The organism is Parvularcula sp. IMCC14364 (assembly GCF_030758415.1).
In the GTDB taxonomy this organism is placed as follows: Bacteria; Pseudomonadota; Alphaproteobacteria; order Caulobacterales; family Parvularculaceae; genus Aquisalinus.
Genome location: NZ_CP132334.1, coordinates 2,607,584 through 2,633,946, shown reverse-complemented (window position 1 = coordinate 2,633,946; position 26,363 = coordinate 2,607,584). Strand labels below are relative to the sequence as shown.

Here is a 26,363-nt window from a genome sequence, read left to right as displayed (position 1 = left end):
ACTGCTGGTTGTGTTCTGTCACGGGCGTTCTACGAAAAGGTGATTCATGAAAGTAATAATTCTCGGTGGTGACGGCTTCTGTGGCTGGCCGACAGCCTTGCATCTGTCTGCGCGTGGCCATGAGGTGTTGATTATTGACAATCTCTCGCGCCGCAAGATTGATGTGGAACTGGAAGTGGATTCCCTGACACCGATCCAGCCCCTTTCCACACGCCTTGAGGCCTGGAAAGAAATTTCCGGCGAGAGCATCCAGTTTGAAAACTGTGACATTGCTCATAACTACATGCGCCTTCTCTATCTGATGGAGAAGTTCCAGCCTGATGCGATTGTGCATTTTGCCGAGCAGCGTGCAGCGCCATATTCGATGAAATCCTCCTGGCACAAACGATATACGATTGACAACAATATCAATGCGACCAGCAATGTGCTGGCGGCGATTGTTGAATATGAAGGTGACCCGCATTTGGTTCACCTGGGTACCATGGGCGTCTATGGCTATGGCACGGCAGGGATCAAAATTCCCGAAGGCTATCTGCCAGTGAAAATCGAAACCGAAGATGGCAGTCACATCGCGCAGGAAATTCTGTACCCGGCCAATCCCGGCTCTGTCTATCACATGACCAAGACGCAAGACCAGTTGCTGTTTGCGTTCTATAACAAGAATGACGACTTGCGCATCACGGACCTGCATCAGGGCATTGTCTGGGGCAGGCAGACGGCAGAAACCCGCAAGGACGAGCGACTCATCAACCGTTTCGATTATGATGGTGACTATGGCACAGTATTGAACCGCTTCCTGATGCAGGCGGCGGTTGGCTATCCATTGTCCGTTCATGGCACTGGCGGGCAGACGCGAGCTTTCATTCATATTCAGGACACGGTGAAATGTATTGAACTGTCGCTGGAAAACCCGCCCCAGAAAGGCGAGCGCGTGCATATCCTCAACCAGATGACCGAAACGCACCGGGTGCGTGATCTGGCGCAACTGATTGCCGACAAAACCGGTGTCACCATCGAGAATGTTGCCAACCCGCGCAATGAAGCCGACGAGAACGAGCTGGTGGTGGAAAACCGCCGCCTGCTCGGTCTTGGCCTTGATCCGATCACGCTGGATGCAGGGTTGATGGAAGAAGTGACCGACATTGCCAACAAGTACGCAGATCGATGTGACAAGACCCGCATCCCCTGTGTTTCCTACTGGAATGACGCCCGCAAGGAAACGGCGCAGGCGTCTGACTGAGGCGTCTGGCTGAGGCCGTCACGCGTTGCGGCCTGCTTTTGACAGGGCTTTGGCAAGTGCTTCGGCGGCCTGGGTGCCGGAGCGCTGGCCGCTTTGCGGGCCGGGACTGTTGCCCGTGCTGCCACCCGGATTGATCCCGCCCTGACCCAGCACCCGCAAGATGGCGTTTTCGATTGGTTCACGGACCAGCTCTTCCGCCGCGAGGCGGGCAAGGTCGTTCAGTATCTCCTCGGTCATGCTGCGGAAGGAGAGGCTGCCGTTTTTTGCCGCTGTGGCCAGTTCTTCTTCAATGTGACGGGCGGTGCGCGTGAAGGTCTCTTCCAGCAGGTCGGCAAGCGGCAACATTTCTTCGCGAATGGCGCGGGTGAGCTCTTGCGTTGCCGCGCTGTCAGGGGTGGGGCTGGTTTCACTCATGGGTTATTTCTCCGTGTTGATTTCGCTGTGTCTATTCTTCCGTAAGGGTTATTTTTCCGGCGGACTGTAATGTCAGCGCGGCCTGCACTTCCCCGGCATATGGCCCGGTCAAATCGAACCGGGTCAGCCTGAACGGCCCGGCAAGCTGGCCAATGCCGGGCAGGGTTACCTGCCAGTCTGGCGCTTGCCCGTCGAAGAATGCCTTGCGGGCCTGAGTCATGCCGGGATTGGTGGTGAACAGACCGCGCGCGGTAAGGCGGGCAAAGTTGAGACCGGCACCGGGCACCTGTTCGCGCCAGCCCGGAGAATGAAGATGCGTTGCCTCAACCGTCTCTGTCCGGAGCGATATGCTGGTTGCACTGAAGCCGGTGACCGGCAGAAACCCTGCGGGCGACTGGCCGTCACTGATTTTCAGGACAAGGTCTTTTCCGGCGTGCAAGGTCATGGGATGTGCACCGGCTCGGTCACGGCGCGATAGCGCATGACCGCGTGAAACGTCTCCGCATCAGCTTTCTGGAAAATATCGCCGAAGACATAGCGCAGGCAGACAAGCCGGGCACCAGTGACGTTCAGCGGTGCGTCCTGCAATATGTCGTAGACGGCGGACATGATTTCCTTCACCTCGGCACGGCCCTCATATCGCGACCAGGCATGAAGGCGCAGATCATGCTCGATGGCGCCGGGGATACCATCCAGCGCGCGCAAGCGGGTCTCGCCGATGGTGAGATAGGGGAAAACAACCTCTGGCGGCGGCTGATCATACACCCTTGGCGGGCTGCCGATCAGGGTTGGCAGGACAGGGTCGCTGGTCAGCGCCAGCCACAGGGCTTCCTGCAGGGCAAGGGCGGGTTTTGTCAGCATCAGGAAATTTCCTCCGTTTCAAGAACAAGATAAGGTTGTCGGTTGGCAGCAGGCAGGATCGAGCGGATGGCAAAAGCTGTGCCGTCGATGTCCAGCCGCGTGTCAAAACTGATGCTGTCATCGGCGCGCAGGCGCAGCCGCAGGCGGCGGATGCCGATTTGGCGCAGGCCTGTGCGCGCGGCTCTGGCGCGCCGCTAGATCAGTTCCGCCCAGAGTTGCCCGGCGGGCTGCCAGGTTACGCGGAACCCGCCCGCCCCATCGGGTGTGCGCACGGCTTCCAGCTTCGTGATTTTCGTGTTGAACCGGCCGATCACAGGGAGACCCTCCGGAAGGGGGCGAGCAAGCTGGTGACAGTGGCGGGCACGGAGGTGAGCCGGTCATTCTCATAGGGCTCACGGCGCGCGTGATAATGCGCAATGAGCAGGAGCATGGCGTGAAGTAGGGGGGCGGGCACCTCCTCGAAGCTGGGCCAGCCTGCCGTGAAGGTGATCTGTATACGATCGCTTTCTGGTATTGCCGTCTGCCAGACAATGCTGCCCGGCAATCCCGGCAACAGGGTATAGTCTGTTGCCGGAAGGGGCTGCCAGCCGCTGCTCCCGGTCAGGGTAGATATCTGTGTGACCGCCGTGACGGGGCCACGCGGCAGGGAGAGCGTGCGCGCGCTCCCACCAACTGTCGTTATGCCGGGTGATACGCTGCCGGGATATATCCAGCGAAAGGTCTGTGTCAGGATGGACAGACCTGCCAGCCGCTCGATCTGTTGACGGGCCGTTGTTGCCAGCCGTGTCAGGAGTGCGTCTTCATCCGTGTCTGCTGGATCAAGGCGCAGTTGCGCCCTGATCTGGCTGAGGGTGACGGGCTCTGTCGTCGTGGCTGTCAAAATCTCCAGCGACATGGCGCGTGCTCCTCAGTTGGCGGAAAATTTGAGGAGCTTAATCGCGGCAAAGTCCTGCACACCGCCGCCCACACGTTTGGTTGTGTAGAACAGGACGTAAGGCTTGACTGAGAACGGATCGCGCAGGACGCGAACACCAACCCGGTCCACGATCAGATACCCCCGGGCAAAGTCGCCAAAGGCAATCGAATCGCTCCCGGCGGAAATGCCCGGCATCTCCTCGACTTCCGTGACCGGATAGCCCAGAAGCGTGGAAGCTCCCCCGGCCTGTAGTGACGGCTGCCAGAGATAGTTGCCGTCATTGTCCTTGAATTTGCGCAGGCGTCCGAGGACGGAGCGATTCATGACAAAGCGGGCACCGGGGCGATAGGCGCGTTTGGGGGTGTAGATCAGATCGACCAGTGTATCGAGCGGGCTGGCACCGAAGTCACCGTCCACGCCGGTGGCGATATAGCCAAGCTGGCCCCAGCTTTCACTGCCTTCTGTCACTTGCGTGTAATCACGAAAGCCACGCGGCGTGTTGTTGCCATCGCCATTGACGAAGGCGGCGCTTTCCTGCGCGGCAAATTCCGCCTGGACCTCATCCGCGATCCAGCGCTCAAGATCGACAATCGCATCATCGAGCAGAACCTGGGTGGCGGCGGGCATGGCGTATAATTCTATGACCGGGAAATCGACAGCGGCAAGGGTGGGCGAGGCGGTCTCGGGCCGGTTGGCTGTTTCACCAACCCAGCCCGCGGCGGCTCCCGCAATCGAGACGGGCTTGCGATAATTATTCGCGCCGATCTGACGTACACTGGCAATCTGTCGCAAGGATGAGATGTCGCGCACGGCCGCGGTGATCAAGCGCTCTGTCTCCTGTGGGGCGAGATAGCCGCCATCGGGGTCTGACCCGGCGGAAAGGGACTTTGCGTCATCGGGCAAAAGCCCGCGCGTGTCCCCGCTGCGCACATAGCGGTTGAATGCATGGCGCTGTTCATCCGCCTGCGGCAGGCTGGTGCCATCGCGCGCCGGGCGGCTGCCGGTAAGGGCGAGCCGGTCGAGCCGGGATTTCTGCTCATCAAGCGCCGTGTTGATGCGGTCGAGTTTTTCCGTCGTCAGGATATCGACGGATCTGGTTGATTCCAGTTCTGCCAGACGACTGTCATTGGCGTGTTTGAATTCCTCAAAAGTGGCGAGGAAGTCATGCATGGCCTCGGCGATGCCTGGCTCTGCACGGTCAGGCTCATAGGCCCGTGTTTCAAGGGGGGTATTCTGTGTCATGCGTTGTTTCCTTTTGTTTTCAGGTGAGATGTGTCAGGCAGCGTGTTGCCTGGTGAGGGTACGGAATTTTTCTGCCGGGCCTTGTGCCGATCCGATCCGGGTGATCCGTGCCCCCGGCATCATGGGAAAGGTCACGATGGAAATTTCCCACAAATCCAGTTTCAGGATGGTGCGTCCGCCTTTATGACGGCGGGCAACCCTGGTGTTGAAGCCGATGGACAGGCCATTGAGGGCACGCCCTGTGAGCAGGGTATGCGCCTCTCTTCCGTGCGGGCTGTCCAGCAGTAACTCGCCGTGTACGAACAGGCCTGTTCTGTCTTCATGGAGATGAAGCCAGCGCCCGATTGGTGTGCGCGTGTCATGCTGCCAGAGCAGGCGGATGTCTCGCGCCTGCGCATGGGCAAAGGCACCGGAGCGGATGATATCACCGCCAAGGTCCGGCCGGTTGAACAGGGCGGCATAGCCTTCGATATTGGCGGTCCGGCTCACTGGGCGTTCTCGTCGATCTTGCGCTCAATGCGCTCCAGGGTCTCGCGCATGTATATGTTCTGCGCCTCAAGCCGGGCGGTGCGCTCGATCAATTCGCCGGTAATATCGGCCCGGCGCTCGAGCTGGCCAAGGCGTTCACTTGCTGCCCCGGCCCAGAGCAGGGCAGTGATGGTCTGCACAATGAGGGTTGCGAGAAGTGCCAGCGCAAGTTTGGGGTGCAATATGGGGGTGAGGGGGTCTTCGGTCATTGGTGGTATCCAGTCTGGTCATCTTCCGGGGGCGTGGCGGGGTAGCCGAGGGCGAGGCGTTTTTCTGCAACGGTCAGGAAATCCGCCTCGAGAATGTGGCCAAGGCGCTGGTCAGCACCGGGCGACAGGGCATCCATCTGGCTGGCGTCACTGGCAATCTGCAGACTGGTGCGCGCCGGGCAGAGCCAGCCAGTGAGCGCGGCGCTGAGTTTGTGGCTCAAGGGCATCACCGTCTGCCGCCAGAAGGCGATATTGGCCTCCCGGTAATTCGCATAGGTATTATCGCCGGGGATGCCGAGCAGTTGTGGCGGCACACCAAAAGCAAGGGCGATATCCCTGGCTGCGCCGTGGCGCAGATTCATGAAATCCATATCTGCCGGACTGAGCGACATTTGCTTCCAGTCGAGGCCGCCATCCAGCACCAGCGGGCGCCCGGCATTGTCGCGCCCCTGCCAGCCTGCTTCCAGTTCTGCTTTCAACTGGGCGAACTGCTCCGGGGTGAGATTGCCGGCCCCCTCCGGCCCTTTATAGACCAGCGCGCCAGATGGCCGGGCGGCGTTGTCCAACAGGGCCTTGTTCCAGCTGCCGGCGGCATTGTGGATATCAATGGCCGTTGCGGCCGCTTCCAGCGGGGCAAAGCCGTAATGGTCATGGAGCGGATGAAACAGCTTCAGGTGCAGGACTGGCAGAAAGCCATCAGAGAGCGGTGTAAAAACAGACTTGCGCCCGGCAACTTCGTATTCATAGCCGGCGGGCCAGCCATCGCGCCCGGCGCGAATTTTCATCCTGTCCGGGCGCAGGGCATATAGCTCACGCACGTCCCCCTCAATGCGCACGGCTTCGAGATAGGCATTGCCGCTGGTTTGCAGATAGCCGGTCAGTTCCTCGATCAGCTCAGCGCCGGACTGGGCCGGGTTGGGCTGGGCGAGCACCCTTTGCAGTGTGTGCTCACATAGCGGCCCTTTCGCATCGCGCAGGCACAACGGCACAGAGGCGACAGCTTCGGAAATCATCCTGATGCAGCGATAGGCGATGACATTGCGCATATAGCCGGTGCGGGCGAGTGCCTGATAGTCGCGCGGTGTCCACACAGGCTGGCCGGCAGCGTGCAGGGCGATGAGTGGCCCCGTCTGGCTGGCTTTTGCCTCTGCCATCTGCGGCGTGGCGGTGGCGAGGGCGGATTTGATCTGTGTCCATAAATTGTTCATGTTTTGTTCCTTTTTGACTATGCCCCAAAGCGCTCTGTAGTCAGATGATGGATCCGCGGGCTGGCATTTTCAGGGCCGACCATCAATTCTGTCAGGGCCCAGACAAGGGCATCCAGTCGATCCGGACTGTGGGCTGACTGCGGCGTGTGTGTGAGAAGTTGCTTTTCCAGCTTGGGGAAGGTGCCCGCATGGGCAACACGGCGCTGCTCATACAGGAGGGAGACAGGCTCAGCCCGCAGATGCTTGCCCCTGCTGGCGTGGACCTTGACGACCTTCATGCCGGGCGCGGCATTGCGCAGCACATTCACCGCCATGTCGCCGCCCTGATTGGCTTCGACCACGATCCGGTCTGCTGTATATCTGGTGCAGGCCGCGGCAGCGCGTGCGGCCCAGCCAAGCGGGGTCAGGCCGCCTGCGGAGCAATCTTCCAGCACCACGGCCAGCCCGTCGCGCCTTGTGCCAAGGCGGCCCGCAACAATGATGCCGCATTCGGCTGCATCATCTGCGCTGCTTGCGGGCGGGTCCACGGCGACAACGATCTCGTTCAGCTGCGCCAGCGGCGGCACCTTGCGGGCGCGCGCTTCCTCAAGCAGGGTCCGCTGCCAGAGGGCGCCGCGCACATCCTCAAGGATTTCGCCCTGCAGTTCCTGCGCGCCCAGGCGCGTGCCTTCATATTGCGCCACAATCTGTGTCAGGAAGGCCGGGGCAAGATTGGCAGTGTTGTCATAGGTCGTCATATGCGTCATGGCGGTGATCTCGCTGTCACGCAGTTTGCGCAGGGCTGGCAGGGGCTTGGGCGTTGTGGTGACGACTTGTTGCGGGGCACTGCCATCCCGGCCTTTCAGGCGCAGGGTCAGTTGCAGGTTCGACCAGGTGTCTTCCAGCTTGCGCCAGCTGGCCAGTTCGTCAGACCACGCGGTATCAAACTGATACCCGCGCAGGCCATCGGGGTCAGCCGCGGAGAAGCAATGGGCTTCCGCGCCATTGGGCCAGACCAGCTTGTGCCGGGAGGGCAGCCAGCGCGGCTCGTGGCCGGGCGAGGCAATGGCGAGCAGGCCGGACAGACCTTCGACCATCACTTCACGGACATTTTCAAAACTCTCACCCACAAGTGCGACCTTTCGTGCGATATTGCTTTCAATGCGGCTTTTTACCCACTCGGCCCCGGCCCGGGTTTTCCCCGCGCCGCGCCCGCCCAGAACCAGCCAGGTTGTCCACTGGCCTGCCGGTGCGCGCTGTTCCGGCCGGGCGAGATGTTTCCAGTTCGTCTGAAGCTTGCGCTGGATCAGAAATAATCTGCATATCAACCAGCGTATCGACATCCAGTCCTGCGATATCAGCAAGGACAGGAGCAAATTTGTCTTGAGCTTCTTTATCTCTGGCCACAATTTCCTTAGCCGTCTCAACGTTCGGGTCACCTTTTGCTGCTTGGTCATTGGCGTGTCTTTCCAGGGTTTGGGCGCGCGTTGCGGCGATGGCGATGGTGCCAATGGCGCGGGCACGCTGTTGCAGAAGTTGTTCTGTCTGCTTGGCGGTGCCCCCGTCCGCAGGCTGATTTTCCCAGTGCTCAAGTGTCTGGTCGAGCACACAGTCCACCAGCCGCTGCAGGCGACTGGAGCGCCGGACCGGCGCCAGGGTTTTGTCCGGCCGGTGCGTCGGGGTGTCAGGCGATGTTTTCATGTCATAGCTCCGTTGATCTTGACCGGCGCCGCCGGGCGCTGGCTCATTCAGGAGCGATGACTATATGGCCACGGGAGAGGGGGCCCATAGATTCAGGGGTTTGTCAGTGGAATCAGAGGGTTAGCCTGTTTAGACCAGGCCCATAAGTTTTTTCATCACGTTTTGTTTCAGATGAAATGGGCGGGTGGACGCTGTCCTAATTAAGGGCATTTATCTAAGAGCGCCGCTAATTAAATTTTGGGGGACAAATTTAATTAGTGGTGAAGGGAGGGGGCAAATGGCCAACTACGCTTAGCGTCATCCGCACTACTGCCTTGGAGGCAGGAATACTTCCTCATTTTAAAGTGAAAATATTATTTGACATTCGTCCGCCTTCCTATCATTAGGGTGAAATGATTACGCGTTTTACATATCCATTACGATATTACTCCCTGTAAGGGAGTATTTGCGCGCGCCCTGTTGGGGCCAAATTTCATATATTCAAGCACGCGATTGAACGTTGAAGCATTTGTTTTCACGTGGCGATCGATTGCGACTTTCAGGATGGTTGGCAGAGTGGTAAATGCGCCGGGCTGTAAACCCGGTCCCCTGTACGGGGTTCGGTGGTTCGAATCCACCACCATCCACCAAGTTATTTGGCCTTTGTTCCGCAAGAGGACGTTACTAAATATCGCGGTTCAGAGTCGCATTCAGGAGGCGTGTAATGATGTCAAGAGAAGGTGTGTGTGTGAACTCTGATAAAATCAGCGCATCAATCGTAAACAGCCACGGCCCTTCAGTCGTGTGGAGCATTACCCGTTCTGTTCACGGATCAAGGTCAGGAGGTCCAGACCGGCAAAAAGGGTTCGGGCTTTTTCGGTGAAATACGGACGGATTAAGGTTAGCAGCTGGATCATCCCCTGGCGGCGGCTATGGTCGAGGTCGATCTGGCCAGCCTCACGTATGCGCACATAGTCGAGCCAATGGCGCCCGACGATGAAGCAGGAAGTCACCAGGGCTTTGACGTCCGTCTCAGACAGATCAATCAAGCCCAGCCGCTCCACCCGCAAGAGCCGCTCTTCTGCACGGCTTTCTATGGCGCGATAGGTCAGCTGTAATCGGGCCAGCATCTCGTCCTCCTGCAAAGCCTGCAAGGGGTCGCGCAGCAAGTATCGAAATTCCCAGAGAATATCGAACATGCCAAAGAAGTGCTTTGCCATGCCATTCGGGTTCTCCATAATCTCAGCAGCGAGATGATTTTCAAGACGTGCCTCCAGGGCATCCAGATGGGCGACCACCAGGTCCTGCTTGGCTTTGAAGTGATACCAGAGTGTCCCATCAAGAACCTGGGCCGCTTCGGCCAGCTGGGCTGTCGAGACACGGTCAAATCCGCTTTCGTTGAAGAGGACAAGACTCGCCTGGAGGATTTTTCCCCTGGTCTTGGTGCCAAACAGAATTTGTGTTTCAGCTGTCAGGTCTTGTTGCGGGGCTGATACTTTTTTCATGGGAGAAAATGACGGGTTCTTTTTCAGGCTTTTGCGTTGCCTGATCATAGAGCTGATCTGCCTTCGGATGCAAAGTCCCATACAGCCGATCCCATATCACCGTGTAAAGCCCATAATTGTAGCGATAGGTTCTGTGATGCTGATTGTGGTAGGCGGATTTGTTGAGCCAATATCCAAACGGACTGTTTGCCAGAAACCGCGGCATCACTTCATAGCCGAGATGGCCATATACATTGTACACGAGCGACAACAGCCCGGCCGTGATGAGCGCAATCGCATGCAAGGGAATGATGAAAACGAGCACCAGGAGGATTGCTATTTCCAGCACGGCTTCAAAGGGGTGAAAGGCAAACGCGGAAAAGGGGCTGGGGTTTGTCGACAAGTGATGCGTTTTGTGTACCCGGTTATAAAACGCTGGCTCATGGACAATTCTGTGCATCCAATAGAAATAAAAGTCCTGGATCAACAAAACGACAGGCACCTGCAGGATCAGCCAGATAAGGCCATATGCATACGGATCAGTATATAACTGTGTCCAGCCGGCCGAAGTCATGACGAATATCAGGCCGACGACTGCGACAAAGATCAGCGTGCTCAGCATGGAATAGGCAATCTCGCGCATAATCTGTTGCCGGGAGAAGTCCCGGTTTTGCAATCTTCTCCAGGGGGCAATCTTGCCAAGCAGCGTGGATATGCCGAACCCGGTCCCTGCCACCAGAAAGTAACGCACCGCGATTAGCGCAAATACGACCCCGGCGATGGCCCCCCATCGCAATGCAACTGGCCAGTCACCAATGATGGGAGAAAGAAAGTCTGTGAGCATGATAACCTCGTTTTTGGGCATTTATCCAAATTTGGGCATTTGCCCAATAAATGTCAAGAGGCTGTTACGCAAACAGGGAGGCGGCGTCGGCGTGAAGAGTTGTCGTGCATGTGCCTGCCTGCCGCATGTCCGTAATCAATCGCTCACTTTTTGCTTGACAGGCGCCTGTGGCCCCGCTAGATGTGAGTGAACGATCACATAAAGGGAGGCCCGCCTTATGCCCGAGGCTGCCATACAGAAAAAGACAACGCCTGGCCGCAAGCCGGCCAGCAAGAAGAAAATGAGTGCTGCTGAACAGCGCGGCGTTACCGCCGTTGACGGCACAACCAAAGCAAAAATTGAACGTGCGGCGCTGACCCTGTTCCAGCAGGGCGAAATGGAGAAGGCAACCACGCGGGCGATCGCGGCGCGGGCCGGCATCTCCGAAGGGGCGCTGTATCGTCATTACACCAGCAAGGAAGAAATCTGGGAAGGCCTGTTCTTCACCATCCATGCGCGCCTGGGCGACCTCGCCATGGCGGCGGCGATGAGTGATGACCATGTGCGCGGCCAGGCGGCGGCGCTGGTCAATGCCTATTGCCGGGTGGCGGATGATGACTGGCAGCTTTTCTGCTTTCACCTTTTATCCTTACACAAATTTCTGCCACGCGAACATGACCTGACGCGCGACCCGGTGGTTGCCTCTGAAATGATCGTGCAGAAAGCAATGGACAATGGCCAGATTCGCAAAGGCGACCCGGTGCTGGTCTCCGGCATCGCTTTGGGGGTGGTGTTGCAACCGGCCCTGCACAAAGCCTATGGCCGCCTGCCGGGCAAGATGATGGATTATCAGACGCCGCTAACGGATGCTGTGGTCGCTGTCCTCAATCCGTTTGACTGAGTTGATCCGGTTCAATCCATGCGCTCAATCTTGTTTCAGGGAGCCTTCTGGCTCGTCTCGGTCTTCTTCGTGTTCAGCGGTGCTGTCTTGCTGCTGTTGCCGACACGGCGTCCCCTGATGATCTGGGCACGCCTTTATACGCGCAGTGTCTGCCTGTTAATGCGGCTGATCGGCGGCATTGACCTGCAGGTGCGTGGCCGGGACAGGCTGCCGCAAGGACCGATGATTGTGGCCAGCAAGCACCAGAGCTGGGGCGACGGGTTCTTCCTGTTTTCGCAGTTTGACGATGCGGCCTTCATCATCAGCGACCAGTTCCTGAAATATCCGCTGATTGGCCGGGTGTTCCGCAAGATGCAGGCGGTGGTGGTGGATAATCAGCGCGGCGGCCCGGCGGGGCGGGACGGCCAGTTGGCCGGAATGATCGAGGATTTACGCGCGGCGGCGCGCCCGGTGCTGGTCTATCCCGAAGGCAAGCTGTCGGCCCTTGGCCAGAAACACCGGTATCGCCGGGGCGTTTATTACGTCTACAAACTGTATGAATGTCCGGTGGTGCCGGTGGCGACAAATCTTGGCGTGCGCTGGCTGGACAAGAGCTGGTCTTTTGTACCCGGCCCGGCAGCGATCGAGTTTCTGGAGCCGATCCCGCCAGGTCTGCCGCAGAAAGAATTCATGGCGCTTCTGGAAGCGCGTATCGAAACCCGCAGCCGTGAAATGCTGCCTGAAACCTGTGCGAACGGTGCGGCGCAAGCCGCCTGAGCCTGAACCCGACTAAAGGATAATCTCATGCGTTCCTTCTTTTTCCGTCTTGCCTACTGGCTGACCTCGATCTTTTTTGCCCTTGGGGCGATCCCGCTCCTGTTGATTCCCGGGCGGAAGGTCATGATGCTGTGGATCCTGGGCTACACCCGCACGATGTGTTTCTGGATGGAGCATGTGGCGGGCATCAGGCTGGAGGTGAAAGGCCGCGAGAACCTGCCGGAAGGCCCGTGCATTATCGCCGCCAAACACCAGAGCTGGGGCGACGGTTTCCTGATGTTCTCGCAGTTTTATGACCTTGCGTTCGTGACCGGTGACCATCTGGAGAAGTTTCCGGTGGTCGGCAGTATCCTGAAGAAAATGGGCAGCATCATCGTCAATAATTGCGGTGGCCCGCTGGAGCGCGAGAAACTGCTGGCAGATGCCATGGACAAGGCCAAGGCAGATAACCGCCGCATCCTGATCTATCCGGAAGGGCACTTGTCTGAAGTGGGCAAAAAACATCGCTATCGCAAGGGCGTGTTTTACATGTACAAGGAATATGGCTGCCCGGTGGTGCCGGTGGCGACCAATCTGGGTCTGTGCTGGCCGCAACAGAGCAGTAAGGTAAAGCCGGGCACGGCAACGATCGAATTTCTCGATCCGATCGAGCCGGGCATGGAGAAGGGTGAGTTTATGCGCCTGCTGGAAGATGAAATTGAAACGCGCTCCTTGTCGCTGCTGCCGCATTTGCGCGCCGCGCAGCCGGGCAGCATGTCAGAGGCGCAGTCTGGAAAAGAGGCGCAGGCCGCCAAAGAGCCGGGAGAGGCCGCATGAGCAGTACCGGGATGAATATTGCAGGTGACGCGGCTGGCGAGACGGGCGGCAATTTTTTCTTTCAACGCCGCTTTCTGCCCATGTGGACGGCTTTTGTGCTCGGCGTGTTTACGGACAATATGCTGAAACAGGCCCTGTTGATTGGCCTGACCTACAAGGTGCTGACGCTGCCGGGCATTTCTGACCCGGCGGTGATCCTGCCCTTTGCCGGGGCGCTGTTCGCCATGGCGGTGTTCATGTTCTCGCCACTTTCAGGCCAGATCGCGGATAAATACGAGACGGCGTTCATGTTCCGGCGCACCAAGTTTATTGAATTTGTCCTGATGCTGATGGCCGCTGTGGGCTTTCTGCTCAATAACGGCCTGATCCTGATCCTGACCCTGTTTTTCATGGGCATCCAGTCGGCTTTTTTCTCGCCGGTGCGCATTGGGGCCATGCCGAAATATCTCACGCCGGGGGAACTCGTGCGCGGCAATGGCATCTGTTATGGCGGCCTGTTTGTCGCCAACCTGACGGGGTATGCCGTGGGCGGCGGATTGATTGAAGCCGCGTTCGGCCCATGGCTGATTTCCGCCATTCTGGTGCTGATGGCAGCTGCCGGCTGGGGCGCGGTCCTGTTTGCGCCGCGCGCTGCGGCAGATTCGCCGGACCTGAAAATCAACTGGAACTGGTTCAGCCAGGTGGGCAGCATGATCCGCATGGTGCGCGAAGAGCCGCCGGTCATCCGGCCCCTGCTGGGCGGCGGGATTTTCTGGTTCATCGCCGCCGCGATCACGGTGGCTTTCCCGATTATCACGATTGACGTGCTGCAGGCCAAGGGGACCGTGGCCACGGTCATGATGGGCATTTTCGCCGTGGGCGGACTGATCGGCGCCGCGATCACCACCCTGGTGCCCAAGGCCAAGTCCGGCCTGTCTCTTTCTGTGGGGGCGTTCGTGGTGGCAATCCTGATCAATGTCGCGCTGTTTGCCGTCAGCGAGATGATGTCGGTCCCGCGCGACGGGGAATTGTTGGGGGTCGCGGCATTTTTTGCCGAGCCCGGCGGCATTCTGCTGGCAGCATTATTCGTGGTGGCCTCGGCGGCCATGGGCGTTTTTCTGGTGCCGCTACAGGCCGCCGTGCAACGCCGGGTGCGCGAAGCACACCGGGCACGGATCATGGCCACCAGCAACATGCTGAACGCCTTTGGCGCGGTGCTCGGCTCCATGTTCGTGTTGCTGATCGCCATCACGCCCATGCGCCCCCATGACCTGCTTTTGGTGATCGGCGCGCTGGAACTGCTGGTTGTTTTGTACATGCTGTGCCGCACCGCCGCCGTGCCGGAAGGCCTGTATGATGAGGTGCTGTCAGGCAGGTGAGGCCGGGATTGGCCGTAGTGGCTATTCACCAAGATCTTAACGGTTGTCTTCATGCGCTCGGACTTTGGCAAGTGCGTAGTATTTGCCGCCGGAAAATGTGGTAAGGTTTGCCTGTGAAATTACTGTGGATCACTTTTATTTCCTGCCTAACCATTGTCGGCTGCCAGTCGGATGGCTTATCCCCACTCACCTCTTCAACATTGCCGGCGGATCCAGAGCACCTTCGCGCCGAGGCAGCAGGCCAGTTTCAAGTGGCCCGTTTTTGCAGTGAGCTCCGTATAACGCCAGGCCCTTTTGAAGAACAGCGTCGCTCACGCCGGTGCACCGCCCACCTGATGTTTGACGAAAGCAACGCGCTTCTAGTGCGAGGATCGTCGGGAAGCCTAAAGCGCCTGCGACCAAATAATCAGACTGACGACGCGAATCTGACATTGGAGGTTGAACCGGAGGCGAATGCCACTTTCGCCGAAAGCCGCCGGTTGGAGGTGAATGGGCCAAACTACTTCCTGCCAACTGTCGGCGGATCAGAGACCGGACCATCATCCATGCCGGTAGCGCGGACGGTAACCTTCGCGAGTTATCCACCACCGGCTTCTGCGCGCCAGTGGTTCGGCCCGATCGCGGTGCGTGAGGACGAAGCGACTGTCTGGTTGCGGCCGACCTTCGATGATTACGATGCAGATCGGTCGGAAGAGGACGCCCGCCTGATTCAACTGATAAATCAGGGGCGCACCCCTTACGTGCCTATTGCACATGAGATCGGCCTCTTTCTTGGGGATGCACCTTCTGTACTAGGAACGTTGTCACTGCCACGCCAAGGGGGTCGCGTTCGGGCTACATTCTCGCGCGACGGTGACGCGGTGTTCGGTAATTTCGACGGTGGAGTGTGTTGGCGCTGGAACCTGACCCGCACTGAGTTCGAAACTTTGACCTGTTCAACGGATCTGGCTCTGGCTTCGGTGGCCTGTGCAACATGCGCCGTTGAAGGCTGGCAAATCGTTCAAATCAGAGACGCTCGAAATGATTTACGGGTCATCAAGGAAGTAAATTCCCAGTCCGGTGCCCAGCGTGCCCGTCTGTGGAGCCGAACGCGCAACGAAACGCTGGCCAAATTGACCATCGCATCGAAGGCCAGGCCAGCGGGAATAGATTTCGACACGGATGTCGAGATATCTGATGATGGGGAATGGCTTGCAGTGGTTGCTAATAACGGAGAGGTGTTCGTGTTCCAAATACGAGACCTGATCAGTTCCTGATATTGTCTGGCACCGTCCCGTCGTTCTGCCTGTGCTTGAAAACCTGAATGCATATCAAAAAAACGCCGCTGATTGCGGCGTCGTGCCGGAAGGCCTGTATGATGAGGTGCTGTCAGGCAGGTGAGGCCGGGTTTGGCCCAAAATTGACGGTTGCGAAAGTAAATGCAAAGGCAGAAATCGGGACGTAAACAGCCTAATAACAAGCGCATTAGTCGCATGCAGAGCTATGACGATAAGAACCAACCTCGATTGAAGAGAAATCCCCAATACGTTCCGTCAGGAAGCCTGATTGACAGTTCATAATCGACATCGCCAGAGCTATCTGGAAATACGATAAGTGAAATCGAGGGCGAGAACGACAGTTCAACTTGTTTCGAGGAGCCGTCGGTGAATTGCGGAAGAGGTTTGTCTAGAAACCAACTCGGTCCATAAGCTCTAAAATTGCCATCGGACACGGTGTCGGAATTTAGGGGGCACTGACCGTCAACTATAAGTCGCCAGTTGTCACTCTCGACATGCAGCGTCAGTTCTCCGTGCACGGTGCGGCGACCATTTTTTAACAACTCAATTTTCGGAATGCCATACTCAAACCATATGTGTGTACCAATGCTGCGCCAGACATGACAGCAGCGGAGATCTTCGTGCGTACTTATTTCCTTCGGAAAACCCATTCTGAACAGCTCACCTGCGCGCGCCTATTCGGTAAAGCATTCGTCCGATAAAAGCTCCTGTACCGCCATTGGCGGTATGCACGGAATTGACGGTTCTTGGCGATTTTAAGCCGCTCACGGGATGACCGGTATTGGGTCACAGAGCGGGAATTAGACTTTGAACTCGCGGTTTGCTATTTTCTCCCAGGTTGTCGTGCAAGAGTACGGTGCCAAAGACGTCGCGACGAAAATATCAATGGATGGAGGCGCAAATGGCAAAACACAGAGTCTGCTCTCAGGCACCGTCCCGTTGTTCTGACTGCGCCTGAAAACCTGAGCAGATAACAAAAAAACGCCGCTGATTGCGGCGTCTTGTGGATGGACTGAATTTTGCTGCATCTGCTTTGTCCTGCCAGTTCGGGCAGGGCGCTCTTGTCAGATTATCCGGGCCACATAAACCGGGCCAGATCATCCGGATCAGATCATCAGATCGAGGCTGCTTTCGATCACGGCGGTGCGGTTGGACAACGCGCCATAGGCCTCTGCGAATACTTTCAGCATGTCCTGCGGGCTTTGCTGCAGCGGGTCATTGTTTTCGCTTGGCGGTGGCAATGGCACATAATCCGGCAGTAGTTCGGATGTTTTCACCGGCAGGGTGAACGGCTGCAACAACTGCTCGATACCGTCATCCGCGCTGCCAAGAGACAGCGTGGCCGAGAAGCCGGTGAAGGCGTCGCTGGCGCTGGCTGCACTGTCTGCCGCCTGTCGCTGGTCCTGGGTGATGAAAGTGATGCCGCTTTGCTTGCCAGCCTGTTCAACCGGCGGAAAAGACGCGCTGGAAAAACCAGTCTGTGCAGCGATGGTTGTAATAACCCCTGCCTGCACCTTGTCGGGCGGTGCAAACAGGCCACCATTTATGCCTGTAATACCTGACATTACCATGTCTCCCTGCCAGCTCGTCTGGCGTTAACAATTGTAAACAGCCCATACGGACCATTCACACTGGAGGTATACACGCCAGACACTAATAATTCGTGAAGACAGGGGGCAGGTATCGCAATATGGCGGGAACCCCTGTCATCAGGGTCCACCGGAAGCGTCCAAACCGTGCTGTAACCGCCAAAAATGGCGGAAAAACCACTTTTTCAGGAAAATGGTTAATAATTTATGTGCCCCCCTCTGTCAGCCCTTAAAGTGTCTCCCCCTTGAACGAAGGAGACAGAAAAAATGGCTTTTCACGACATACGGTTTCCACGCCATATCTCGCTTGGTGCGGAAGGCGGGCCAATGCGGCGCACGCAGATTGTGACACTCGCGAGCGGGGCGGAAGAACGCAACAGCCCCTGGGAGCGCGTGCTTGGTGATAAGCATCCCACGACAGAAATGCTGAAGCAGAACCTCGATTCATTTTTGAAATTTAGGGGCTAAATCATCTTGTGCGGTATACTTGCGATACGCACAAAGTGCGTTGCTGCATGTAGCAGGTGGGATTATATCTACCTAAAGCATACAAGGGAAAAAAGGGTTGGCCAGCGCGTAAGTTTCGCGCCCATCCCTGAAAATTCAGGACAGGGACTGTTGCATAAATGTCAACAGGGGGTTGGTTTTGTGAAAGTCTTGTGAAACCCGCGTCTGGCGACAGGCTTTGCTCTTAACAGGGTCTGAAAACCGGGCTAGTGACAGCGCGACATCAAGGTGTCAGGGAAACCGGATATTCAGCGCGCCTTATGGCTTGGGCAGCCAGCCGCTGTGTATCCATTGCGCTTCATGCTGATCCGCGGGCTGCGGGTTGCTCTGGAGCATTCAGGGAGAGACTTATGGCATCCGTACTCAAACGGGTATTTGATCTGTTTTTTATCGTGCTGATCGGGCTTGTGCTGCTTTGGGCGGCGTATAATTTCATGTCTGGCGGCGAAACGAACGCGCAGGCTGACTCAGAAGCTGCGCCGGCAGCTCTGACGCTCAATCAGCAATAGCGCTGAACTACTAAAGATTACGAATTTGCAAGTTGGCGATCCCGCGCAACTCTGCCCTGATAGGGGAGAGAAGAATGAGGGGTCGACATGCTTAAATCCGTTTTCAGCCTGATACTGTATTGCCTGCTGCCGGTCGCCGCTTTGGCAGGACCAGAGGCGGCAGAACCAGAGGATGCGCACGACCGGGTCGTGACCCATGGGGAATTCGCCACCAAAGACAGTGTGCATCATGCGGCCATCAAGGCGGCGGTCTATGACTATTTTCATGGTCAGGGCGAAGCCTCGGCGGAACGCCTGAACCGTGCTTTTGCCGCAGATCATGCCAGCATGGTCGGTGTGACCACCAATGAAGCGGGCGAGGCCGTGCTGCGCTCGTGGAAGGACATGGGCGAGATCATCACCGCCTGGTCAAGCAATGACAATCCGCCGGGCGCGACCCGTGACGGGGAGATTCTCAGCGTCAGTGTGGTGGATGACCGTCTGGCGGTGGTGCTGTTCCGTTCAACCGACAGGTTTTATGATGCGCTGACCCTGACACTGATTGACGGTGAATGGAAAATCATCGCCAAGGGCTTTGTCCTGCAATAGCCCGCGCAGTCCAGCCGACGAAAAACCTGTTCCCCTCTTGCGAAATTCGCTCAATGACCTGACATAGAGCCTTGGGTGCGTCTTGGGCGCGCCTTGCGCTGTGTAACCGATCACGCATGACCGGCAATCAAGAGGACCAGGTTTGGCCAGAGACCCGTATTCAGTTTTGGGCGTCAGCAAGTCGGCGGATGAGAAAACCATCCGCGATGCCTATCGTCAGCTGGCCAAGAAATACCATCCTGATCGCAACCCCGATAACAAGCAGGCCGAGGACAAGTTCAAGGCCGCGTCTGCCGCCTTCGATATTGTCGGCGACAAGGAAAAGCGCGCGAAATATGATCGCGGCGAGATTGGCCCTGACGGGAATCCGCGCGGGCCTTTTGCGGGCGGTGGTGGATGGCAGGGCGGGGCGCGTGGCGGGCCGCATCAGGCCAATGGCGGTTATGGCCCCGGTGCCGGGCAGGGGCGTCATCAGGGTTATGACGATATTGGCGACATTTTCTCGGATATTTTCGGCGGCGGCGCTGGCCGCGGGCAAGGCCCGATGCAGGGGCGCGATGTGCGCTACCGCATGGATGTAGAGTTTGCAGAAGCGGCCACTGGCGTGACCAAGCGTGTGACCATGCCCGACGGCAAGACCCTGAATGTGACCATTCCCGAAGGCCTGCGCGATGGCCAGACCCTGCGTCTGCGCGGCCAGGGCGAGCCCGGTTTCAAGGGCGGCCCGGCGGGGGATGTTTATGTGGAAGTAACCGTTCGCCCGCACAGGTTCTTCGAGGTCGAGGGCGACAATGTGATGCTGGAAGTGCCTGTCACCCTGTCAGAAGCAGTGCTGGGCGCGAAGATCGTCGTGCCAACGGTGCATGGTGATGTGTCTGTCGGTGTGCCCCGGGGCACCAGTTCGGGTGCCTCCCTGCGGCTGAAAGGCAAGGGCCTGAAGAATGCCAAGACCGGCAATACCGGCGACCAGATTGTCCGCCTGAAAATCGTGCTGCCGGAAACAACCGATGAGGAATTCGAGCAGTTCATCGCCAGCTGGCAGGGCGACAAAGACCAGAACCCCCGCGCCCGGATGAAAGCCTGAGGCAGGGTGATACTGACCTGCCCGGTTTGACAATCTGGCGCGGCTGCGATGTGATGCTTCCTCACGGCCTGTCATCAAGGCTCGATCAGTTGAGGGGACCCCCATGAAAAAGATTATCAGCGCCGTTATTCTGGCGATTGTCATACTGGTGCCGGCTGCCGGCGCCCAACAACAGCCTGACAACCTTAACGGCGTGATGCCAAACCTGTCTTTCGTGACCGTTGAGCCATTCCTGAACGAGCTTGGCTATGTGACCGAGCAGGGACAGTTGAACGATGGCAGGAAAGTGCTGCGGGCCACGCGCGATGACCGGGAGTTATTCTTCGAGGCGCGGGCCTGCCAGCGGGATGGCAGCAACTGCGCTGGTCTCGATATGTTCGCCATTGTGCGGGACAGCAGCACGTTGGATGCCGTCAACGCCTTTAATGGCGTTGTTCCGTACACCAAGGCATTTTATGCCAATGATGAGTTTGTGCTGCTCAATCGGTACCTGATTGCTGACTTCGGCATGATACGCGGCTCCTTCGCGGTCAATCTTGGCGTTTTTGAAAACTCGATCAATGAGTGGTTTCTGGTCAGTGAGGAACTGGTGACTGCGGTGGATTTCAAGCCGTTGTTAACACCGCCCGCTGTTGTGGATGAAAAGATCACCAATCTGGTCAGCCTGTCTCAGGAAAAGGAAGGCACGTTCAACGTCAAAGCCGCTCTGGGGTCAGGCCGCAGCGGGACATTCGACTTGCCACAGGCGAGGCAGCGTCATCAGCGTGATTGATTGACGCTCTCCCTGATGGCCCCCCCTGATGCGCCCCCACCCCTGATGCTAGGTGGGCTGTTGCAAAAAACTTATGGGCCCCCGCCAGTTTGGGCGTAGAATTTGCGTTGACTAAAAAGCCTTTGACGGTCTGCCTGGTCGCGTGACTGTCGGGGACGGCCCAGAAATTCAGGAAAACGCATGAAGTTTGTCACCATTGCCACGATCAGCCTTTTCGCCCTGACGGGCTTTGCGCATGTGCCGGGTGAAAAAATGGCGCAGCCACGACCGCCACAGGCAGCCCTTGAGGCTTGTGCGGACAAGGGCGAAGGCCAGAGCTGTCGCGCCACTGTCTCCGGGCGGACGCATACGGGTGTTTGCCGGACCCCGCCGGGGCAGCAGCAGCGCGCCTGCATTCCTGATCATATGACCAGCGGGCGAAGCAGTGTGCGCGGGCCAGATGATAACAGGGCGCTTGATGGCGGCGCGCCGCAGGGCGGTGGGCGCCGTCATATCACTGTTCAATCTGGTGGGACTCCCGATCTTTATCCCGCAACGGTGCCGCCGCTCACCCGCAGTCATGTGCGCGCGCGCATGGAGGGTGACTGCCGCCTGATTACGGCCAATGGCATTGCCGGGCATGAGACCGGGCCATTTCCCAATCCGGGCAATCCAAACCGTATTACCGAGCAACCTCATGAATTTTGTGTGCCCGCCATGCCGCGTTTTGCCAGCCGGATCACCGTGCTTGGCCTTGGCAGATTCGGCATTGGTCTAAATGGTGTGCCGTTTGATCCGGGGGCGGCGGAATTCTATCTGGGGAACAGGCGCGGAGGCTGGCAGTATGAAGCGCTTTCCGGCGCTATCGCCCTCGGGCTTGATGCCAATTATGCCCATGTGCAGCCTGGCGGTGCCTATCATTATCACGGTTTGCCTGCGCTGTATCTGGAAGGCGCGGGCCTCAATCCCGGTCAGCATTCGCCCCTGATTGGCTGGGCGGCTGATGGTTTCCCGATCTATGCCCTGTACGGATTTGGCGCCAACGGTGTCGCCGTGATCGACGTGACTTCCAGCTATCGGTTGAAGCAGGGTGCCCGGCCCGCAGGAGCGGCCAGCCCCGGCGGCTTTTACGACGGGACGTTTGTCAGCGATTATGAATATGTCGAGGGGGCCGGTGTGCTTGATGAATGCAATGGCCGGGTGATGCGCACGCCGGAGTTTCCGGAAGGCACCTATGCCTATTTCCTGACACCGGGCTGGCCGGTCATTCCGCGTTGCTACCGGGGCACGCCCTCAGCCGATTTTGCTGATCCCGGTCCCGATGCCGATCCCGATGCCGATCCCGATGCCGATCCCGATGCCGATCTGGGGCCGGGCGGGCGAGCGCTGCCGCGTTAAGAATAAGTTTACCTTTTCGCGGGGGGCATTGCTTGCGACTCGGACGCGAACACCCGTAACCAGTAATCTGGTTGAAATTCGGCATTAAACCCGGTGAGGGGAGAGCAGTGACGGCACCTGCCAAGATACAAAAATTGCGCGCAATTTTTGCTGCCGCGCCAGAACCTGTATTAGAGCAGTTGCGCGTCGCCATGGCTTTTGGAGAGAGGTCAGCAGCAGACAGCTTTCCCTATGGTGAAGTCTCAGACCTGATTGAGGAAGTTGCCGCGCAGCGCGGTCTCTCCATTTCCGAGCAGGCGCAGGAGCGGGAAACGGATTCCGGCGCCGGTGAGGGCGAGGAAGATGTTGATCTTGTCTTCAAGCCGGAGTCCTTTGAAGATGACGCGCCGCTGGTTCTTGAAGAAGAGGCGCGGGTTGACCCCGAACCTTATGTGCCGCCGGTATTCTCACCGCCGCGTAATGCCATGCACGCTTTCTTTGGTGCTTTCGAGCCATTGATTATTGATCCGCCGCGCTTCTTACCGCGCATTGACGGCTATATCTGTTCCACATCCCTGCCAGCGATATGGCGTTTGCTGAACGAGGAGGCCTCTGGCGGGGTCATCCGGGATGCCTGGCTGAAAGCGGAAATGCTGGACGAGCCGGAAGAAGAAGAATTCTATCGCGAGATTTCCGATCAGATGCATCTTGCGGCCCGCAGTGTGCTGGACGACCTGACCGCGCGCTCGCGCGAAGACCCGGCAATCCGCCGCGCCCTGATCAGTCGCCTCGGCTCCAATGCCATTTTTGGTGACCTGGTGGAATTCAAGACCCTGCTGCCCCTGGCTCGTCGGTTGCAGGAAGCCTTCACCCGGATGTTGCCACTGCTCCATATGCTGAGTGAAAAGAATGTGACTGCCATCGTGGATATTATCGCCGCTGAGGCGCGGGGCAATGCAGCGCTGGCTGGCTATCTGCAGTTGTCAGCGGTTTCCTGCCTTGCGCAGCCCTGGCAGGCGTTGCGCTTGCTGGTGCCGTTGCAGGCGGCGGATTTGCCGGGCGGCGCTGAAAGCTGTCTGATTGCAGATCATCTGATCGCCTTTGTCTCGGCCCAGCCGGAATGGCTGGAGCGCCTGATCCTGAAGGGCAGCTTTACGCCCGAAACACTTGATGCTGTCACGGCGTTTGCGGAAACCCTGAGTGGCATTTCCGCTGAGATCGACAGCCTTGACGACAAGCATGATTTTCTGGAGCGGCTCTCGCCAACCCGTACAGCCGGTGCTGATCTGTTTGGCGGTCTGGTCAAACGCGCGCTTGCAACGATCCATGATGTGCTGCCATTGCGCGATGGCGCTGATGGGCGTCTTGAGCCTGATGCCGGCTGGCTGGCGGTCTCCCAGCAGCGGGCAGATATTATTGAAGCGGCCAACGCGGCAGCCATTTTCCTGGTCGGGGCGGATGCGACCGCGGCTGTATTTGACCAGCAGGCTCTGCTGGACAGGGCGCGTGAGCGGGCCGCACAGGAAGTGACCGCCTTTGCCGAGCAGCTTGCCGAAGCGATTCGCCGTGCCGGCAGCGAAAACCGTCAGCAGGTCTCACGGTTAACGGGCCATGTTTCAGATCTCGTCCGCCACCTTTCCGGGGCAGATGTGGCCGAAAGAGTGCGTGAGCAGTTTGATGTTGCCCTCAGGGCAGCCTGAACCGGGGGCGAAAATTGCGGTTTTCAGTTGCCTGTACTGTCAGAAAGCCTTTTAAAACATGGGGTTAAGGCTAAACGGATTACCGATGTTTAATCCATTCGCCACTGCACGGTAATGAAGGAAAACACATATTCCATGTTGAACGTGGCCCCACTGGGCCATGGGGGTAATGCAGAATACGAAAAGGTTGCCGGTGCTGTATCATCAGTGCGGTAGTGATCGTGATAACGGAGCGTTGAAAGAATGAACAAGTACGGTGTGACAAAAATACTGTCGAGATCCACAGCCATTGCGGCCCTTGCGGCGACGGCCTTTGCGCTGTCAGCCCCGGTGCAGGCACAGGCCCCGCGGTTAATGACGCCAAGTCTGGGGATTGGCGGGCAACTGTCTTTTGCCGATCTGGTTGAGCAGGTCAGCCCTGCTGTTGTCAGCGTGAACACAGAAGCCTCTGTGCCGCGCGCGGTCCGCCGGATGCCGGAAGGGTTTGACGAATATTTCGAGCGCCGGTTCGGGTTCGATTTTGGTGACCAGCTAGAGCAGGAGGGCGAGGAGCGCCGTGCCGCTGGTCAGGGGTCAGGCTTTTTTATCGACCGTGAAGGACACATTGTCACCAACCATCATGTGGTGGATGGGGCTGACACTATCACCGTGCGCCTGAATGACGGCTCTGAACTGGAAGCTGAACTGATCGGCAGCGACCCGGCAACTGATCTGGCTGTGCTGAAAGTGGACAGCGATGCAGGCCAGCCATTTGTGGAATTTGCAGACAATGTGAACTTGCGCGTTGGCGACTGGGTGCTTGCCGTTGGCAACCCGTTCGGTCTTGGTGGCACCGTCACCAGTGGCATCGTTTCTGCGATTGGCCGCACCAATTATGCCAGCAGCTACAGCGATTACATTCAGGTGGATGCGCCAATTAACCGGGGCAATTCCGGTGGGCCGACATTTGACCTGAATGGCCGGGTGGTAGGCGTCAATACGGCAATCTATTCTCCGACAGGCGGCAGTGTCGGGATCGGTTTTGCGATCCCGTCAGAGACGGCACAGTTTGTCGTCAGTCAACTGATCGACAAAGGCTCCGTTACCCGTGGCTGGCTGGGTGTTGAAATCCGTCCGTTTGACAACAATCATGCGGCGGCTGTCGGCCTCCCGGATGCCAAGGGGGCGCTGGTTGTCAATGTTCAGGACAATACGCCCGCGAAGAATGCCGGCATGGAAAGCGGCGACATCGTCCTCAAGTTTGATGGTGAGGAAGTTGCGGACGCGCGTGAGCTGACACGGGCCGTTGGCGGTGTTGAGCCGGGCCAGACAGTGGACATGCTGGTGTATCGTGAAGGGCGCAACCGTACACTGAAAGTCAAACTGGGAGAGCGTGACGAGGCAGCTCTTGCCGGGGTCACGTTGCCGGAACCTGAAGAACAGCAGGAAGCAGAGGACGAACTGGCCGAAAATCTGGGTGTCAGCTTCCGTAGTCTGACCGCTGATGATCGGGAAGAGCTGAATCTTGAGCCAACTGTGGCCGGCGTTGTTGTCACCAATGTACTGCCGGGCAGTCTGGGCGCTGAAGCATTGTTGACACCGGGTACGGTTATTCTGGAAGCGGATCGTCGCAAGGTGACATCACCGGCCGATCTTCAGAAGAAGATCGAGAATGCGACAAAGTCCGGCAAGGAAGCACTCCTGCTGCGTGTTCATGTTGGTGGCCGCAAGGACTTCCGCGCCTTGCCGCTCGAGGAAGAAGAATGAGTCTATCCGGCTGACGGATAAGAGATGATTTTCATTGTCCGGGCTGCGGCCCGGACAAGTGTTTTGTTGACACAGCCCTCAGTGCAGGGCTGAACTTAGTTTCACCGGATAGGGCGCCGGCTGATGAAGTGGAGAGCTGAATGCGTATTCTGGTAATTGAAGACGATGCAGATGCTGCGGCCTTTCTGGTGAAAGGCTTGCGCGAGGCGGGACATTCCGTCGATCACGTCCTGGACGGGGCAACAGGCCTGAACATGGCAGAGAATGGTGGCTATGATGCTTATGTCATTGACCGTATGCTGCCGGAACTGGATGGCCTGACATTGCTGGAGCGTCGCCGCGAGGCAGGTGACGAAACGCCGGCCCTGTTCCTGTCCGCCCTCGGAGAAGTTGATGACCGCGTGGCTGGCCTGCAGGCTGGCGGTGATGATTATCTGGTCAAGCCCTATGCCTTCTCGGAACTACTTGCCCGGGTTGAGGCGCTGGGTCGCCGCCGTGCACCGACCAATGCGACAACAAAGTTCAGTGTTGGCGACCTTGAAATGGATATTCTGTCACGCACGGTGCGCCGCGATGGCCGAAAGATCGACCTGCAGCCGCGTGAATTCCGTCTGCTGGAATATCTGATCCGTCATGCGGGGCAGGTTGTGACGCGGACCATGCTGTTGGAGAATGTCTGGGAATATCACTTCGATCCGCAAACGAATGTTATTGATGTGCATATTTCGCGGTTGCGCGGCAAAATCGACAAGGATTTTGAAACGCCTCTTCTCAAGACTGTGCGTGGTGCCGGCTATACACTTTCAGACGAGGATTAGAC

Annotated in this window: 29 protein-coding genes and 1 tRNA gene; 16 read left to right on the top strand and 14 right to left on the bottom strand. The window is 58.0% G+C overall.

Going from position 1 to position 26,363, the window contains the following annotated elements:
- Positions 1 to 46: 46 nt before the first annotated feature.
- Positions 47 to 1,240, top strand: coding sequence for an NAD-dependent epimerase/dehydratase family protein (locus tag RAL90_RS12200; RefSeq protein WP_306251005.1), 1,194 nt, complete (start codon positions 47 to 49; stop codon positions 1,238 to 1,240).
- Positions 1,241 to 1,258: 18 nt separating this feature from the next.
- On the opposite strand, the gene RAL90_RS12195 is transcribed toward RAL90_RS12200, so the two are convergent.
- The 9 genes from RAL90_RS12195 to RAL90_RS12155 form a co-directional block, all read right to left on the bottom strand.
- On the bottom strand, positions 1,259 to 1,654 hold the full coding sequence (locus RAL90_RS12195; RefSeq protein WP_306251003.1) for a phage tail tape measure C-terminal domain-containing protein: 396 nt from the start codon (positions 1,652 to 1,654) through the stop codon (positions 1,259 to 1,261).
- Positions 1,655 to 1,685: 31 nt separating this feature from the next.
- Positions 1,686 to 2,099, bottom strand: a complete 414-nt coding sequence (locus RAL90_RS12190; RefSeq protein ID WP_306251001.1) for a phage tail protein — start codon at positions 2,097 to 2,099, stop codon at positions 1,686 to 1,688.
- Complete coding sequence (locus RAL90_RS12185; RefSeq protein ID WP_306250999.1) at positions 2,096 to 2,515, bottom strand: DUF3168 domain-containing protein; 420 nt, start codon at positions 2,513 to 2,515, stop codon at positions 2,096 to 2,098. The genes RAL90_RS12190 and RAL90_RS12185 overlap by 4 nt, the downstream gene beginning before the upstream one ends.
- A 310-nt stretch (positions 2,516 to 2,825) precedes the next feature.
- Positions 2,826 to 3,410, bottom strand: a complete 585-nt coding sequence (locus RAL90_RS12180) for a phage head-tail connector protein (RefSeq protein ID WP_306250997.1) — start codon at positions 3,408 to 3,410, stop codon at positions 2,826 to 2,828.
- A 12-nt stretch (positions 3,411 to 3,422) separates the two neighbouring features.
- Positions 3,423 to 4,673 (bottom strand): phage major capsid protein, encoded by a 1,251-nt coding sequence (locus RAL90_RS12175; protein ID WP_306250995.1) that lies wholly within the window; start codon positions 4,671 to 4,673, stop codon positions 3,423 to 3,425.
- Between the two features lie 33 nt (positions 4,674 to 4,706).
- A complete protein-coding gene (locus RAL90_RS12170; RefSeq protein ID WP_306250993.1) occupies positions 4,707 to 5,162 on the bottom strand; it encodes an HK97 family phage prohead protease in 456 nt (151 codons plus the stop codon).
- On the bottom strand, positions 5,159 to 5,410 hold the full coding sequence (locus RAL90_RS12165; protein WP_306250991.1) for a hypothetical protein: 252 nt from the start codon (positions 5,408 to 5,410) through the stop codon (positions 5,159 to 5,161). The genes RAL90_RS12170 and RAL90_RS12165 overlap by 4 nt, the downstream gene beginning before the upstream one ends.
- Entirely contained in the window at positions 5,407 to 6,618 is a 1,212-nt protein-coding gene (locus tag RAL90_RS12160) for a phage portal protein (RefSeq protein WP_306250989.1), read from the bottom strand. The genes RAL90_RS12165 and RAL90_RS12160 overlap by 4 nt, the downstream gene beginning before the upstream one ends.
- A 17-nt stretch (positions 6,619 to 6,635) precedes the next feature.
- Complete coding sequence (locus RAL90_RS12155; RefSeq protein WP_306250987.1) at positions 6,636 to 7,940, bottom strand: DNA-packaging protein; 1,305 nt, start codon at positions 7,938 to 7,940, stop codon at positions 6,636 to 6,638.
- Positions 7,941 to 8,839: 899 nt separating this feature from the next.
- Here RAL90_RS12155 and RAL90_RS12150 point away from each other — a divergent pair.
- Positions 8,840 to 8,927 (top strand) — tRNA-Tyr (locus RAL90_RS12150).
- A 34-nt stretch (positions 8,928 to 8,961) separates the two neighbouring features.
- On the opposite strand, the gene RAL90_RS12145 is transcribed toward RAL90_RS12150, so the two are convergent.
- Genes RAL90_RS12145 through RAL90_RS12135 form a run of 3 tightly spaced genes read right to left on the bottom strand, consistent with a single transcriptional unit; the run spans position 8,962 to position 10,605 of the window.
- Positions 8,962 to 9,090, bottom strand: a complete 129-nt coding sequence (locus RAL90_RS12145) for a hypothetical protein (protein WP_306250985.1) — start codon at positions 9,088 to 9,090, stop codon at positions 8,962 to 8,964.
- A complete protein-coding gene (locus RAL90_RS12140) occupies positions 9,090 to 9,782 on the bottom strand; it encodes a TetR/AcrR family transcriptional regulator (protein WP_306250982.1) in 693 nt (230 codons plus the stop codon). Before RAL90_RS12140 ends, RAL90_RS12145 begins: the two co-directional genes overlap by 1 nt.
- Positions 9,742 to 10,605: a sterol desaturase family protein gene (locus RAL90_RS12135; RefSeq protein ID WP_306250981.1), complete on the bottom strand. Its 864-nt coding sequence runs from the start codon at positions 10,603 to 10,605 to the stop codon at positions 9,742 to 9,744. The genes RAL90_RS12140 and RAL90_RS12135 overlap by 41 nt, the downstream gene beginning before the upstream one ends.
- Positions 10,606 to 10,822: 217 nt before the next feature.
- On the opposite strand from RAL90_RS12135, the gene RAL90_RS12130 reads away from it, so the two are divergent.
- The 5 genes from RAL90_RS12130 to RAL90_RS12110 all read left to right on the top strand — a co-directional run bounded on the left by RAL90_RS12130 (position 10,823) and on the right by RAL90_RS12110 (position 15,671).
- Positions 10,823 to 11,485 carry a TetR/AcrR family transcriptional regulator gene (locus RAL90_RS12130; protein WP_306250979.1) on the top strand — a complete coding sequence of 221 codons (663 nt, stop codon included), beginning with the start codon at positions 10,823 to 10,825 and terminating at the stop codon, positions 11,483 to 11,485.
- Positions 11,486 to 11,503: 18 nt separating this feature from the next.
- Positions 11,504 to 12,241, top strand: coding sequence for a 1-acyl-sn-glycerol-3-phosphate acyltransferase (locus tag RAL90_RS12125; protein WP_306250977.1), 738 nt, complete (start codon positions 11,504 to 11,506; stop codon positions 12,239 to 12,241).
- A gap of 27 nt (positions 12,242 to 12,268) precedes the next feature.
- Positions 12,269 to 13,057 carry a 1-acyl-sn-glycerol-3-phosphate acyltransferase gene (locus RAL90_RS12120; protein ID WP_306250975.1) on the top strand — a complete coding sequence of 263 codons (789 nt, stop codon included), beginning with the start codon at positions 12,269 to 12,271 and terminating at the stop codon, positions 13,055 to 13,057.
- Entirely contained in the window at positions 13,054 to 14,415 is a 1,362-nt protein-coding gene (locus RAL90_RS12115) for an MFS transporter (protein WP_306250973.1), read from the top strand. The genes RAL90_RS12120 and RAL90_RS12115 overlap by 4 nt, the downstream gene beginning before the upstream one ends.
- 431 nt (positions 14,416 to 14,846) lie before the next feature.
- Positions 14,847 to 15,671: a hypothetical protein gene (locus RAL90_RS12110; RefSeq protein WP_306250971.1), complete on the top strand. Its 825-nt coding sequence runs from the start codon at positions 14,847 to 14,849 to the stop codon at positions 15,669 to 15,671.
- A 224-nt stretch (positions 15,672 to 15,895) separates the two neighbouring features.
- Here the strand turns inward: RAL90_RS12110 and RAL90_RS12105 are convergent, their stop codons facing one another.
- Both RAL90_RS12105 and RAL90_RS12100 read right to left on the bottom strand, forming a co-directional pair.
- Positions 15,896 to 16,342 carry a hypothetical protein gene (locus RAL90_RS12105; RefSeq protein WP_306250969.1) on the bottom strand — a complete coding sequence of 149 codons (447 nt, stop codon included), beginning with the start codon at positions 16,340 to 16,342 and terminating at the stop codon, positions 15,896 to 15,898.
- 456 nt (positions 16,343 to 16,798) lie between these two features.
- Positions 16,799 to 17,257, bottom strand: coding sequence for a hypothetical protein (locus RAL90_RS12100; protein WP_306250967.1), 459 nt, complete (start codon positions 17,255 to 17,257; stop codon positions 16,799 to 16,801).
- A 291-nt stretch (positions 17,258 to 17,548) separates the two neighbouring features.
- On the opposite strand from RAL90_RS12100, the gene RAL90_RS12095 reads away from it, so the two are divergent.
- The 9 genes from RAL90_RS12095 to RAL90_RS12055 all read left to right on the top strand — a co-directional run bounded on the left by RAL90_RS12095 (position 17,549) and on the right by RAL90_RS12055 (position 26,361).
- Complete coding sequence (locus tag RAL90_RS12095; RefSeq protein WP_306250965.1) at positions 17,549 to 17,749, top strand: DUF2460 domain-containing protein; 201 nt, start codon at positions 17,549 to 17,551, stop codon at positions 17,747 to 17,749.
- Between the two features lie 389 nt (positions 17,750 to 18,138).
- Positions 18,139 to 18,297 (top strand): hypothetical protein, encoded by a 159-nt coding sequence (locus RAL90_RS12090; protein ID WP_306250963.1) that lies wholly within the window; start codon positions 18,139 to 18,141, stop codon positions 18,295 to 18,297.
- A gap of 87 nt (positions 18,298 to 18,384) precedes the next feature.
- Positions 18,385 to 18,885: a nuclear transport factor 2 family protein gene (locus tag RAL90_RS12085; protein WP_306250961.1), complete on the top strand. Its 501-nt coding sequence runs from the start codon at positions 18,385 to 18,387 to the stop codon at positions 18,883 to 18,885.
- A 142-nt stretch (positions 18,886 to 19,027) separates the two neighbouring features.
- A complete protein-coding gene (locus tag RAL90_RS12080; protein WP_306250959.1) occupies positions 19,028 to 19,969 on the top strand; it encodes a J domain-containing protein in 942 nt (313 codons plus the stop codon).
- A gap of 103 nt (positions 19,970 to 20,072) precedes the next feature.
- Entirely contained in the window at positions 20,073 to 20,741 is a 669-nt protein-coding gene (locus RAL90_RS12075) for a YbjN domain-containing protein (RefSeq protein ID WP_306250957.1), read from the top strand.
- A gap of 180 nt (positions 20,742 to 20,921) precedes the next feature.
- Positions 20,922 to 22,118 carry a YHYH protein gene (locus RAL90_RS12070; protein WP_306250955.1) on the top strand — a complete coding sequence of 399 codons (1,197 nt, stop codon included), beginning with the start codon at positions 20,922 to 20,924 and terminating at the stop codon, positions 22,116 to 22,118.
- 107 nt (positions 22,119 to 22,225) lie between these two features.
- Positions 22,226 to 23,797: a hypothetical protein gene (locus RAL90_RS12065; protein WP_306250953.1), complete on the top strand. Its 1,572-nt coding sequence runs from the start codon at positions 22,226 to 22,228 to the stop codon at positions 23,795 to 23,797.
- Between the two features lie 243 nt (positions 23,798 to 24,040).
- Positions 24,041 to 25,543, top strand: coding sequence for a Do family serine endopeptidase (locus RAL90_RS12060; RefSeq protein WP_306250951.1), 1,503 nt, complete (start codon positions 24,041 to 24,043; stop codon positions 25,541 to 25,543).
- 140 nt (positions 25,544 to 25,683) lie between these two features.
- Positions 25,684 to 26,361: a response regulator transcription factor gene (locus RAL90_RS12055; RefSeq protein WP_306250949.1), complete on the top strand. Its 678-nt coding sequence runs from the start codon at positions 25,684 to 25,686 to the stop codon at positions 26,359 to 26,361.
- The last annotated feature ends 2 nt before the right edge of the window (positions 26,362 to 26,363 follow it).